Genomic DNA, 12,909 nt, shown 5'->3' with positions numbered 1-12,909 from the left:
TTTGCATGTGCGTCATCGGTCGATGTCGTTCAGCCTTGATGTCAACAGTGCGTATTTCTGTTGTGAGGTATCGGCCCGTGTCGTCGTACGGAGCGCGAGCGCGGCAGAATTGTTAGCCAAGATCAAATTCCGCCTCAGATCATGCCGCTACGATTGACGCCCCGTCAGACAACAGTACGAGGCAGATACGCCGATGTACAACACGCTTTATGTTCCGCTGAATATCGGCACATGGCAGTGCATGCTGGTGCCGCGCAGGCAATACGACGCTAACAACATGGAAATCCGATGGATGCGCGAGCGTCGGCAGCGCGACTCCCGGCGGAGCTGGGCCCGCAACGATCGATCGCTGATTTCGCGAGATCGGGCAGTCGGATGGTCCGGATCGGAGGCCGAGGAGCAACGCCAGCGCGACGAAGACCGGCGGGCCTTCGACCTCTACTTTCGTCCGAACTGGGACTTGCACTCCATCACCGGAGCGGCCGCACTGGGCGAGGTTCAGACCTTCCTGAGCGAGCTGTTGCATGTCGCGCACATGAACTTGCCTACCGACAATACCGGCGCCGAGCGTGCGCTCCGGCGGGCAGTCGAGGACGGAAGCCTTGTGCCGTTCGTGAATCGCGAACGGATCATCAGCGCATCCACCTATCGACCGACGCCCGCGCCGTTGAGTTGGCCGCCGATCGGCACGAGCGGCGGCCAGATGCAACCGACCTACTATGGCCTGAAGGCGGCGATGGCCGGTGGTGAAGCGGGAGCCGGCTCGTCTGGCTGCATCGCATTGGCACCTGAGCTAGGTTCAGTGCTCGACACGGGTACCGGTGGTGCAACCAACGCGGCTGGCGGATTCGACTGGCTCGGCGTGGCCAAGACCATCGCCGGGGCTGCACTCGGCGGCGTCGATAGCGCTGCAACCGACGCGATGACGATGCCGCTGGGCGATGCACAGCCGTTCGAGTACGTGCCGGACTTTCCCGACGGCGTTCCTTTTGACATCGCCAAGACGCCAAACACCGGTGAGCCGGGCACGTGGTACACCAACCCAGGAAGTGGCCAGATGCGGCTGTTCGGTAACGACGGAGCACCTGTTGTGGATCTCGACTTCGATCACTTCCACAAAGGAATCAAGCCCCATGCGCACAACTGGAGCGGAGGCGCGAGAGACGGAGGGAGCGACGTCGTGCCCTTCAGCCCCTGGAACCCTTGATGGACGAACGCAATGACAAATATCGAAAAATACGAATCGTTTCACGACTGGTATCTACTCGGCTTGGCCGCCGACATGGACAAGCAGGTGGTCGAGCTTCACTTGATGTTCGACGACAAGAAAGACCGGGTTCATCTGATGTTTAAAGGCGCGACACGATGCTGGTGCAACGACTTCCTGATACAGAACATCATCTCTTCGATCAAGGTGCTAACCGACTTCAACTCCGACGAGTACAGACAGGCGTTGGCCGCGCTGGACAAGTCGTACTCTTGGGGAAAGGGCAAGCCACTGAAAAGCATCGCTTCCGTTCAGGCCACGCTCGGCGCCGAACTGTTCGTTGAGTTTGATTCTCTGGAGATCAAGCCTGAATGATGAAAATGCCGTTCGGTTTCCTGACTGAACGGCATTTCGATTTTCAATCTGGTTTTTTAAGCGTGCGTCACCTGCCGACCTCGTTCAACCGCGCCGTCAGCAATGCGTATTTTTCATGCGAGGTATCGCCCAACGCCATCTCGCGCGTGGACGGCGTGTCGTCGTACGGAATCGGTTCGGAAAACTGACCAACCGTCAAATCCCAGCGCCTGCCGTCGATAAGGTTATAGAAGTGCGTGCCGCCCGGCGTGCGCGTGGAGAGAAGCTCCCCGCCGAAGCAATCCTGCACGACCAGCGCGGTGACGCTGCAATGATTCAGAGCGGGATTCGACGCCGACCAGGCATGCGCAGGGCTCGACGTATCCGCCGCCCAGACGCGTGAAATCGCCCGGTACAGGTCGAGGGGGGTCGCAAAGGTTTTCGATGCTGACATCATCGGTCTGGCTCTCTCGTTGAGCCGGCCATCGACGGAGTGTCACCCAACAAAAAGCCCCGTCGCTACCGGCGGGGCTTCGAAGCGGGTATCGCTCGAATATCTGGCCTAGGCACGCCCCATTGGCAATTCCGCATGGAAATGCCAATGATGATGGATCGCGAGGGCGAGGGACGTGAAGGCGTTCATGGGGAAGGAGTCTGCCATCCGCAGGCGAAACCTGTCAACGGATCTCGCCTTGCTGACCGATGGCGTGCGCCGAGCGCAGCAACTGATCGCGTACCCAGACATGCGCGGGCGTGCCCGCATGCCGGGTGTGCTGATAGAGCTTCAGCGTGTAGCGCGGCACGTCGAACGGCGCCGGATAGATCGTGACCGGCGCGGCATCGCGCAAAATCAGCGCCGCGTGACGCGGCACGGTCATCAGCAGGTTCGAGCGCGCGACGATGAACGGCGCGACGAGCACGGCCGGCAACTGCACGGCGACGTGCCGCGCCAGGCCCAACCGGTCGAGCACGCGATCGATCGCGCCGCGCGAATCGTCCCACGGCGTGACCACCACATGCTGTGCGGCGAGATATTGGGCCATGCTCAGCTTGCGTCGGATCGTCGGATGCTGCCGGCTCGCGATCACCACGTAATCGTCGGAGAACCCATCGACGCTTTCGACGCCGGCCGGCAACGTTAAGGTTTCCTCTTCATATCCGAGCGCGAAATCGATCCGGCCCGACGCCAGTTCCTCCGCCGATTCCCGGCCGCGCGACGCGACGATTCTGAATCGCAGCGAAGGCGCCACCTCCTGCATCCGCGCGATGAACGCGGGCAGCATCGCGAACGCCGTGTAATCCGTCGCGGCGAACGTAAAGGTGCGTTCGCTGCTGGCCGGATCGAAACGGCGAGCCGGGGCCAGCCCGGCGTGCAACAGGTCGAGCGCGTCGCCAACCGGGCGCATGATGCGCTCGGCGGCAGCGGTCGGCCGCATTTCATTGCCGATGCGCACGAACAACTCGTCGGCAAGCGCATCGCGCAGCCGCGCAAGCGCGTGGCTGACCGCCGACGCGCTCATGGCCAGTTCGTCCGCCGCCAGCGTGACCGAACGGTGACGCACCAATGCGTCGAATACCAGCAGCAGGTTCAGGTCGAGGCGGCGCAGGTCGTAATGCATGACATTCAATTCGTGATGAACAGAATGCAGTATATGCATGCCACTGGTCGGCTACCATCGGAATCCCGTTACCGCTTCACTGCTCTGGAACCGCTCACGCTCATGGCACTGACCATCCGGCCCGCCACCGCCGCCGACGCCCCGCTCATCCTGCGTTTCATCATCGAACTCGCCATTTACGAAAAGGCCGAGGATCAGGTGGCCGCGACGGCCGACACCATCCGGGCGTCGCTGTTCGGCGCGCCGTCGCCGGCAAAGGCATTGATTTGCGAACTCGATGGCCGCCCCGTCGGTTACGCCGTGTATTTCTTCTCATACTCGACGTGGCAGGCGAAATCCGGGCTGTATCTGGAGGATTTGTACGTGTCGCCCGACGCGCGCGGCGTGGGCGCCGGCAAGCGCCTGTTGCAATATCTCGCGGGCGTGGCCCTGGAAAATGGCTGCGGGCGCTTCGAATGGAGCGTGCTCGACTGGAACGAACCGGCCATCGCGTTCTATCGGTCGATCGGCGCCGAGCCACAAGACGAATGGGTTCGCTATCGGCTTGAGGGCGACGGGATTCGGGCGCTGGCGAAAGGCTAACGGCGGTTCAGCACCTGCGCCAGATCGCCGAGCAGCCGGGCAGCCGAGCAACCGGTCGATCGCCGTGCCAGGACCGCAGGATAGCTGAATGACGCACGACCGATCCCACCGGCGCGTCATTCAGCCAGCCACGCCCCCAACGCTTACGACGCCGCGCTCGGCACCACCACGACCCCGCGCAGAAGCTGACCGAACGGCGCCGTCTGCATGACGGAGAAACCGCTACCGGCCGCCGTCACCGTCGAGCCGTTGACCGTTACCGTGATCTTTACCAACTGGTTCGAATCGGCGCCCGGATCGAATGCCGAACCGAGGCTGTTGCCGATCGTCGAGGTGGTGGCGTAAAGCGTGTATGTGCCGTCGCTGTTGAGCTGCCCCGTGACGTGGCGCAGGCCGTCCGGTGCGGTGGTGTAGCTCGCGCCGGCCGTGCCGTAGGTGCCGGCGGCGTCGGTCACGGTGTATGCCGTGCCGAGGTTCAGGCCGGCCGTCAGGTGCGCGATCGGCGTCCAGGTGCCGCCCTGGTTCTGGTACACCCACAGGCCGCCGCTGCCGTTCGGTGCATACGACACGGTGCCGCTGTCGTCGTAGTCGCCTTCGTCGGCCACAAACATCAGGTTCGTGTTGTTCTTCGGCACCCAGACGTCGGACGGGAAGCCCACGCCCTTGGCGAGCGTCCACGGGTTCGGGAACGACGATTCCGATTGCGCGGCCGTCGAGGTCGAGGTCGGGAAGCCGGCCGCGATGGTGACGGCGGTGTTCTGCGGCAACGCCGCGCCATTGGCCAGCGCACCCACCGCGCCGACCTGGTACACCGTATCCACGCCGTTGCTGCCGCTGTCCTTGGTCACGTACATCGTGCCGTTCGCATCGACGAACACGCTGCGGAAGTTGTCGTCCTTGCTGGTCTTGTCGAAGGTCTGGCCGCTCAGCGAGGCGAGCGAGAAGCCGAACTGGTTGCCGCCCATGCTGGTTTTCTTCGCGTAGGTCTGGCTCGACAGCGCGTCGGTCACGGTGCCGAGCGCGCAGCTGCCGGCCGCTGCCGGGGTGTAGGTGCTGCCGTTGCCCGACTGGAACGCGCCGATCACCTGCGTGAACGCGCAAGCGCTGCCCGGCGTGATTCTCTGCAGGCCGGTATCCATCGACAGCATGTCGAGCGCGCCATAGGTGGGATTCGGGCTGGAGCCCGAGTTGCCCGAGCCGCCTACCATGTAGTACTGACCATTGACGAGCACGGCCGCGCGCGCGTCGTCGCCGCTGTAGGCGTTGGTGTGCGTGAACGCCACCTGGCCGGTGGCGAGGCTCACCTGGCCGACCGTGCGATAAGTGCTCGTCTGAATGTCGGTGTTGCTCGCATCCACCGCACCCGGCGTGTTCGTGTTGGTGATGTCGAGCTTGTTCGGCGTTGCGTTGTAGCCCATGAACGTCAGCGTCTTGCCGTCGGGCGAGACGTTCAGCCCCATCCCCGATTGCGAGGCGAAGCTCACCGAGAAAATCTCGGGCGTCGCCAGCGCGGCGGCGGCGGCCGTGACGTTGGTGCTCGATGCGGCGCTGGCGGCGGCGGCCGGCCACTGATCGAGATACATGTTGGTCATGACGCTGAAGGCCGCGTCGTTCGTGTCGTTCGTGAACACGTTCGGGAACGTGCCGGGCGTGACCGCGTTCACGGTCGACACGGGCGGATTGGTCGCCTCCGGCGTGGCGTCGAACGGCAGCGCGCCGCTCACCACGAGCGCGGGGTCGTACACGGTGCGCGCCACCACCAGATTGCCGGCGGCAAATGCGCTGCTGGGCGTGGAGGTAACGGGCGGCGGCGTGGAGATTGTCGAAGAAGAAGCCGGCGACGACGAATCGGAACCGCCGCATGCGGCCAGTGCGCACGCCGCAGCGATGATCGTCAGGCCGAGCACGGCGTGGCGGGTAGGATGAGAATGCATGTCGGTGGTTTTCTGATGGAAAACCGGCATTCTTTTCCCCGGGCGTGTCACAAACGTTACACGGCCTTGCCTTACAGATTACTCAAATTTACAGGGCTGCCCGCCAGCTTTTCACAGGCCTTCCGCAGCATGGCATTCGCCATGAACTATCGACCCTTGTCACCGACAGCGGCACCCAAAACAAGCAAAAAATCCGGCCGAACCGCACCGGATAGGTCCTCAACATCTCTGCCGTATTTCGCAACGAACAGTTCACACCCGATACGCAACGTCTCGGCAAACACGGCCCGTAACTGATCTGATAACGTTCCATCGTCATCCGAGCAACAGTGATGGATGAAATGCCCGATCGCGAAAAGCAAGCTCGACGCGAACAAACCACTGAAGCCCGAATTGGAAAGTCAGCCTGTAAAGGCTATCTCATTACCAAGTGTTGTTGATAATAAACCCGGTGAGCGTCCGCCGAATGTTCCCATGAGCCAGAGGGACACCCGCACCGCCGCACATATAGCTCCCGGTTGCGCCCGGGGCGGGGTGGTATTCCTTAACCAATTTACTGTAAACGGAATTGTTATACAGCACACTTCCATAGTCCACACGCATCGGAGGAACATCCGCGCATGACGTCACATTGAATTTTTCGTTCGAGTACCGCTCGGACGTTGCTACTACCGAGGGAGTCAAGGCACCAACGCTAACCGGGACAGTCCACGAGCCGATGTCGATCCAAAATCCCCCTAAGTGGTCGGTTACCGTGGCGGCATATGTTCGAAACTGGCCATTTTCAGCCGTTTTCTTTACTTCAACGGTATATACCCTGCTATTCATGTACGACGCCGGAGCGGTAATTTCACATGTCACACCATCCGGGCTGCCATCCGATCCCGCGTGGCACGACTGTTGATTGACCGCTTTCGCCCCTTTTGCAGAGGTCGAAAATCTAAAACCAACCGTGTTATCCGAATGAGGCAGAATGCCTGATTCGTATGACTCACCGTTGCTGAAATTCTGGCTTACCTTGTAATACACATTATCGATCGATGCTTTGGTACCAACCTGCACCACGTACTTGAAATCCTGAACATCGCCGATTGGAGTAGACGAAGTCAGATAGTTCGTAGTGAAATCTATCGGCCCACTGGTTTTCAGGCTACCAGGATCAACATTTCCCGCAAACGCAACATTTCCCGAAACCAAAAGCCCGATCAGCAATCCTGCTTTTTTCATCGCACACATAAAACACCCCTCGATTCAAAAGAAATCGAATTATTGCAGTTGATTGAAATCCTTTTGCACTTCAAGCAACAAAGCAAGGGCAAGCCTGGGCGTGGCGCATATGAACACCCCACAGCCAGCCGCACTTTCATTTTCAGCCGGACCAGTTTGATGCAGCCTTACAATAATAAAATTATCCATCTTCCGAAAGCCATATAACCCACCACACTGATTCCAGTCAAATAACTTAAATTAATAAATTAATTACATGGACTTAAAACGGGATTTTTAACTTCGAAAATTGATTCGGTCGCCGACGGTTGCCGCGATCAATGCGTTCGTCGGAGGGCAGAGCTGGGACGTAACCCGTCACTCATGTTTGCCAAGGTTTGCCGGGCACCCGCCCAGGATTGAGCGCCGCGATGCCTCGCACCATTGCGACCCGCGACGCCTCATCGCGCTGGACCGACACCCCGAAATGGATATCGTGGCCGGGCGGATAAAAAAGCCCCGATTTCACCGTGAAATCGGGGCTTTAGGCGGGGGTGTATTCCAAAGTCACCGGCCAGCGTGACATTCGTACCCCGCAACGATATGCGGATTAGCCATCCACGATCGCCATGAACACATCCACGTCTTCCGCCCGCAGCACCTCCGCCACGCGTTGCCGCAGTTCAAGCAAAAAATCCGGCCGAACCGCACCGGATAGATCGTCAACATCCCCACCGTATTACGCGACGAACAGTCCGCGTCAGATGCACGACACCTCGATCAAGACGGCGCGTATCTGATGGACCGTGCGATAGGTGCACGTATTTGGGAAGTCAACCGGTCAGGGCTGTCTGATTATCAATCGTTCGTGACAACAAATCCGGTTTGCGTCGGCCGATATTTGCTAATAGACAGAGGGACGCGTGCAGAGCTGCACATATAGGGTCCCGACGCCTCGGGGTCGGGTTGGTTCGAAGCCAGCGTGCTGTAAACGGAATTGTTAAACAGCACGTTCGAATAGTCCACGAAAATGGAAGGAATATCCGCGCATGACGTCACCTTGAATTTTGCGTCGGAGTATCGCACGGAAGACGCGTTTACCCAGGGGCTCAAGGCGCCAACGCTAACCGGAACAGACCACGAACCGATATCGCTCCAAAATCCCCCAAGTTGGTCGGTTACCGTGGCGGAATAGGTTCGAAGCTTGCCGTTGTCAGCCGTTTTCTTTACTTCAACGGTGTAAGCCCGGCTATTCATGTACGACGCCGGCAGGGTAATTTCACATGTCACCCCGTCCGGGCTGCCGTCCGTTCCTGCGTGGCACGACCGTTGATTGGTCGCCACCGCCCCTTTGACTGAAGTCGAAAACCTGAAACTGACCGTGTCATCTGAATGAGGCAACATCCCTGAGTCGTAGGTGCCGTCTGTGTTAAACGCTTGGCTTACCTTGTAATACACATTGTCGATCGATTTCTCGGTACCAACCTGCACCGTGTACTTGAAATCCTCAACATCCGTAATCGGTGTAGACGAAGTCAAAAGGTTCGAAGCGAAATCGATCGGGCCACTGGTTTTCAGGCTACCAGGATCAACATTTCCTGCAAATGCAACATTTGCCGAAACCAAAAGCCCGACGAGCAAACCTGCTTTTTTCATCTCATTCATGGAACACCCCTTCATTTCAAAATATTGAATTATTACGGCAGCCAAGACCCATTTACATTCCAAGCAACAAAGCAGCTTGGGTGTGATACCTATGAACACCCGACATCCAGCTAAGCGTTCATTTTTTAATGGGCCAATCTCAGGCGACTCCACATTAATAAAATTAATCATTTTACGAAAGCGCTATAACCCATAAAATTGATCACCCTCAAATTCGTCAAATTAATTTTACAAATTAATAACAAACTCCTCGGACGGGATTTTTATCTTCAAAAATTGATTCGTCATCGAAGGTTGTTGAACCGAAGCCCGCTCCTGCATGTGGCCATCCAGTGCTTGATGCTTTCATCCATCTTTGTGCTCATCGTCTTTCCTTTCGTTATGACGTGAGCAGATTTTCATTGGATTGGTGCACAAGCCCTCGATTTCTAAGCACTCGCTCTGCTCGGAAATAGGCTGCCCTCCGTTGACAAAAGGGCCTGCTGGCCGACATGCGATGACGGCTTCTCGGACGCCGCCCGTCATTGGAGCCGACGTCCCCGGGCAGCGGATGAACTTGAACGGCTCGTCCCGCGCGTCATCCGGCCCGCAACGCTTCATCGCGTCGGGACACGGCACCGATGCCGTAAATAGACACCGTGAAGGAACTGGCAAAGCCGGGGCAATACGGTGTGGGTATGGGACTACGCGCGCTTGCGCGTTGAATTGAAACGGTTCCGGGGCGGCCCATGGCAGCGCCATGTTCAGCACTGCGTGGAAAGCAAAAAGCCCCGATTTCGCCGTGAAATCGGGGCTTTCGGTAATGCGTGGTTGCGGGGATATTACGGGGTCACGGCCAGCATTACCTTCGCATTCCGTAACGATAGCGGATTAACCATCCACCATCGCCATAAACACATCAACCCCTTCCAGCGATAGCACCGCCCCCACACGCTGCCGCAACTCCAGCAAAAAATCCGCTCGAACCGCATTGGACGCGTCGTAAATGTCCCTGTCGTACTTCGCGACGAACAGTTCGCACCAGATGCGCAATGCCTCGGCAAACACGGCAGGTTCATTCGCGACAAGGTCGGCCTTCCACGCGCCTGCGCCATGACGGGCAAACCACACCGCGCATTGCCCATCGACCGACTGACCGATGATCGCATCGCCGAATAGCGTGCCGATCACGAACCAATCGTCCGGCCAACCCGGGAAGCGTGCGCCGGAGCGGTCGACGCGGTATCCGGTCTGTACGTCGTCGAAACCGGCGCCGGCTCCGTAGAGGTACAGATCTTCAGCAGTCCATGGGATCGCGAGATCCGTTCCTCCCAAGGCCGAGCGCCAGCGGCCTATTTCGGAGTTCGGTTCAACCGATGCAACGGCATCCGGTTGCGAATGCATATCCACATCGAGAATCGAGCGGATTTCCTGAAAGATGTCGTGAAGGTTTTGCATGTGGCATGTTTCCCCGATGGAGCGATCACTATCGAATGTTAAACAGTCCTCGATATCGTCGCCCCAACCCCGCTCACAACGCAAACCGGAACCCTGCCCCATACACCGACTGGATCACGTCCTCGTCCGGCTCCACCGCCTCGAACTTGCGCCGGATCTTCTTCACATGGCTGTCGATGGTGCGATCCTCGACAATGCGGCCGTCGGGATACAGCCGCTCCATCAGCGCATCGCGCGAAAACACCCGGCCCGGCCACTGCGCGAGCGTCTTCAGCAACCGGAACTCGATCGCCGTGAAATCGATCGGCACGCCACGAAACGTGGCTTGCAGGCGATCGTCGTCGAACGTCAGCGGCTCGCTTTCCGCCGAGCGTTCCACGCGCGCGCGGCGCAGGATGGCCTTCACGCGCGCCACCAGTTCCAGCAAGCTGAACGGCTTGCAGATGTAATCGTCTGCGCCGAGTTCGAGGCCGATCAGGCGATCCACCTCCTCGACCTGCGCCGTCACCATGATGATCGGCACGTCGCTATGGGCACGCAGGTCGCGGCACACGTCGCGCCCGTCGCGGCCAGGCAGCATCAGGTCGAGCACGATCAGCGACGGCATCTGCCGTGCCACCTCGTTCGCCACGGCGCTGCCGTCGGCGAGGCAACGCGTGGCGTAGCCGGCCGCCTGCAGGAAGTCGGCCATCACGCTGGCCAGCTTGGGTTCGTCCTCGACGATCAGGATGTCGAACGCGGTGTCTTTATTCATGCTCGTTGCGGTCCATGACCGATTCCCGAATGCGCGGCAGATCGATCGCGATGCGCAAGCCGCCTTGCGGCGCACGCGACGCCTCGATCCGGCCGTCGTGCGCCTCGACGATGCCCCGGCAGATCGGCAGGCCCAGCCCCGCTCCGCCGGTCGCGCGGCTGCGCGACGCCTCGACGCGATAAAACCGCTGGAACAACGACGGCAGGACGGCATCGGGCACGCCCGCGCCGCTGTCGTCGAACGCGATTCGCACCGTGCCGGCACGCTGGCTCGCCGTCACGAAAACCGTTGCGCCCGCATCCACATAGCGCAGCGTGTTCTCGATGATGTTGGTAAACACCTGATGCAAGCGCCGATCGTCGCCGCGGACCCAGAGCGGGCCATCGGGCAGCGCGGTGTGCAGCACCAGCCCCGCATCGGCGAAGCGGCGTGCGGCGCGGCGCAGTGCGGCGCGCAGCGTTTCGCACACGTCAAGCGGCTCGTGGTGATAGCGCAGCGCGCCCACGTCGGCGAGCGAGAGATCGTACAGATCGTCGACCAGCCGACGCAGGCGCTTGACCTCCACGCCGAGCGAACTGACCGCCTCCACGCTGACGGGCCGCACGCCCACTTCGATCGCCTCGATCTCGCCGCTCATCACGGCCAGCGGCGTGCGCAGTTCGTGCGAGATGTCGGCCACCAGCGCGGACCGCATGCGCTCGGTGCTTTCCAGTGTTTGCGCGAGATGATTGAAATCGTGTTCGAGCTGGCCGATGTCGCCGCTCGATACGGTCGGCACGCGCGTGCCGAGGTCGCCTCGCGCGAGCATGTGCGTGGCGCTCGCGATCCGGCGCAACGGCGACGCCAGCGTGCGCACCATCCACAAGGTCGTCAGGATGGCGAGCAAGGTCGCCACGATCGCGATGATCCAGCTCGATTCGCGCTGGGTTTTCTGGAAGCGCAAATCACCGGCCTCGGTGGCCCGCTCGAATGGCACCATCAGCAACCATCCCACCGTCTTGCCGTTCACGACGATGGGCCGCCGCGGCGACTCCGCCGCGAACGACGGATTGCCGAATACGTAGGTGCCCTGAGCATCGATCAGCGTGAAGCGCGTGTTGGTGCCGATCAGCGACGAGAGCGGCAGGCGCGGCAGCGGCCGGTGGCTCGACACCGGGTAGGAAGCCGGCCCGAACGGCCGCATGATCTCGTGCCAGAGGCTGCGGTTCTGTTGCAGGAAATCCCAACTGCCGTGATCGCGATACGCCGTCGCGAGCGGCTGCACGCTCGATTCGAGCCGCTTGACCTCCTGCCGCTCCAGATAGCCGAGGAAGCCGCGCTCGAAGCTCAGTTGCGCGCCCGCGGCCATCGCGCCGATCACGAGGATATTGACGATCAGCATCGCGGCAAACAGCTTGCCGGTCAGGCTTTCGCGGCGGATGCCGCGCATCACGCGCGTCAGCACGCCGGGCATGGCATCGATTCCGGGCACATGGCCTTGTTCACTCATCTTTTCTTTCGGAAACCTTCCTGTCCGGCGGGAACGACGCGCCGCTCCCGAAGCGGCTGCCCATCATACCCGCTCGATACCAGGCCACTCAGGGCCTGCCCACCGCTGCGGGGGCCGCCGCCGCGTTACCGGCGGGCTTGTTTTCCGCATCGACGCCGCCGCCCAGCGCCGCATACAAGGTGATCAGGCTGGTTTGCGCCGAAAGCTGCGTCGCCACCAGCGATTGCTGCGCCGAGTACAACAGGCGCTGCTCGGTCAGCGCATCGAGCAGGCTCTCGCTGCCCTGCTGGTAGAGCGCCATCGTCAAATCGTAGGCGTGCTGATCGGCCTGCACGGTGCGCGTTTGCGCGTCGAGTTGCTCGCCAATGGTCGCGCGCGTGGCCAGCGCATTCGCCACTTCCTCGAAAGCGGTTTGAATGGTTTTCTCGTAGGTTGCCACGTCGATCCTGAACGTCGCCTTCGAGGCATCGAGCGTGGCGCGGTTCGCACCGGCATCGAAGATCGGCAGGGTCGCCGACGGCTCCACCGACCAGCTCCGGTTGCCGCCCGTGAACAGATGCGCCAGCGCCGGGCTCTCGAAACCGAGCGCGGCGGTCAGGCTGATGGTCGGGAAGAAGTTCGCACGCGCGGCGCCGATGTTCGCGTTGTCGGCCTTCAGCGTG

At 60.6% G+C, this 12,909-nt stretch carries 13 protein-coding genes; 3 read left to right on the top strand and 10 right to left on the bottom strand.

Going from position 1 to position 12,909, the window contains the following annotated elements; translation table 11 throughout:
• The first annotated feature begins 193 nt into the window (after positions 1 to 193).
• Positions 194 to 1,207 carry a hypothetical protein gene (locus AB4850_RS04935; protein ID WP_414441482.1) on the top strand — a complete coding sequence of 338 codons (1,014 nt, stop codon included), beginning with the start codon at positions 194 to 196 and terminating at the stop codon, positions 1,205 to 1,207.
• A gap of 12 nt (positions 1,208 to 1,219) precedes the next feature.
• Positions 1,220 to 1,582 (top strand): hypothetical protein, encoded by a 363-nt coding sequence (locus AB4850_RS04930; protein ID WP_414441481.1) that lies wholly within the window; start codon positions 1,220 to 1,222, stop codon positions 1,580 to 1,582.
• Positions 1,583 to 1,649: 67 nt separating this feature from the next.
• On the opposite strand, the gene AB4850_RS04925 is transcribed toward AB4850_RS04930, so the two are convergent.
• Both AB4850_RS04925 and AB4850_RS04920 read right to left on the bottom strand, forming a co-directional pair.
• Positions 1,650 to 2,018 carry a hypothetical protein gene (locus tag AB4850_RS04925; RefSeq protein ID WP_414441480.1) on the bottom strand — a complete coding sequence of 123 codons (369 nt, stop codon included), beginning with the start codon at positions 2,016 to 2,018 and terminating at the stop codon, positions 1,650 to 1,652.
• Positions 2,019 to 2,238: 220 nt separating this feature from the next.
• The gene (locus AB4850_RS04920; protein WP_414441479.1) at positions 2,239 to 3,180 is read right to left on the bottom strand and encodes a LysR family transcriptional regulator; all 942 of its coding nucleotides are present in this window, start codon (positions 3,178 to 3,180) and stop codon (positions 2,239 to 2,241) included.
• A 102-nt stretch (positions 3,181 to 3,282) separates the two neighbouring features.
• Between AB4850_RS04920 and AB4850_RS04915 the strand changes: the two genes are divergently transcribed.
• Positions 3,283 to 3,762 (top strand): N-acetyltransferase family protein, encoded by a 480-nt coding sequence (locus AB4850_RS04915; RefSeq protein WP_414441967.1) that lies wholly within the window; start codon positions 3,283 to 3,285, stop codon positions 3,760 to 3,762.
• A gap of 143 nt (positions 3,763 to 3,905) precedes the next feature.
• Here AB4850_RS04915 and AB4850_RS04910 read toward each other — a convergent pair whose 3' ends face one another.
• From AB4850_RS04910 to AB4850_RS04875, 8 genes are all read right to left on the bottom strand, one after another.
• Positions 3,906 to 5,696, bottom strand: coding sequence for a hypothetical protein (locus AB4850_RS04910; RefSeq protein ID WP_414441478.1), 1,791 nt, complete (start codon positions 5,694 to 5,696; stop codon positions 3,906 to 3,908).
• A 423-nt stretch (positions 5,697 to 6,119) separates the two neighbouring features.
• On the bottom strand, positions 6,120 to 6,923 hold the full coding sequence (locus tag AB4850_RS04905; protein ID WP_414441477.1) for a hypothetical protein: 804 nt from the start codon (positions 6,921 to 6,923) through the stop codon (positions 6,120 to 6,122).
• Between the two features lie 39 nt (positions 6,924 to 6,962).
• Positions 6,963 to 7,112 (bottom strand): hypothetical protein, encoded by a 150-nt coding sequence (locus tag AB4850_RS04900; protein WP_414441476.1) that lies wholly within the window; start codon positions 7,110 to 7,112, stop codon positions 6,963 to 6,965.
• Between the two features lie 648 nt (positions 7,113 to 7,760).
• A complete protein-coding gene (locus tag AB4850_RS04895; RefSeq protein ID WP_414441475.1) occupies positions 7,761 to 8,567 on the bottom strand; it encodes a hypothetical protein in 807 nt (268 codons plus the stop codon).
• A gap of 870 nt (positions 8,568 to 9,437) precedes the next feature.
• Positions 9,438 to 10,004 carry a hypothetical protein gene (locus AB4850_RS04890; protein WP_414441474.1) on the bottom strand — a complete coding sequence of 189 codons (567 nt, stop codon included), beginning with the start codon at positions 10,002 to 10,004 and terminating at the stop codon, positions 9,438 to 9,440.
• A 73-nt stretch (positions 10,005 to 10,077) separates the two neighbouring features.
• Positions 10,078 to 10,758 (bottom strand): response regulator, encoded by a 681-nt coding sequence (locus tag AB4850_RS04885; protein ID WP_414441473.1) that lies wholly within the window; start codon positions 10,756 to 10,758, stop codon positions 10,078 to 10,080.
• Entirely contained in the window at positions 10,751 to 12,247 is a 1,497-nt protein-coding gene (locus AB4850_RS04880; protein WP_414441472.1) for an ATP-binding protein, read from the bottom strand. The genes AB4850_RS04885 and AB4850_RS04880 overlap by 8 nt, the downstream gene beginning before the upstream one ends.
• An 88-nt stretch (positions 12,248 to 12,335) precedes the next feature.
• Complete coding sequence (locus AB4850_RS04875) at positions 12,336 to 12,905, bottom strand: TolC family protein (protein WP_414441966.1); 570 nt, start codon at positions 12,903 to 12,905, stop codon at positions 12,336 to 12,338.
• Positions 12,906 to 12,909 lie beyond the last annotated feature (4 nt).

The organism is Burkholderia sp. 22PA0106 (assembly GCF_047497155.1).
Taxonomy (GTDB): domain Bacteria; phylum Pseudomonadota; class Gammaproteobacteria; order Burkholderiales; family Burkholderiaceae; genus Burkholderia.
The sequence above is the reverse complement of the archived record's forward strand: the minus strand, read 5'-3'. Positions and strand labels throughout refer to the sequence as shown.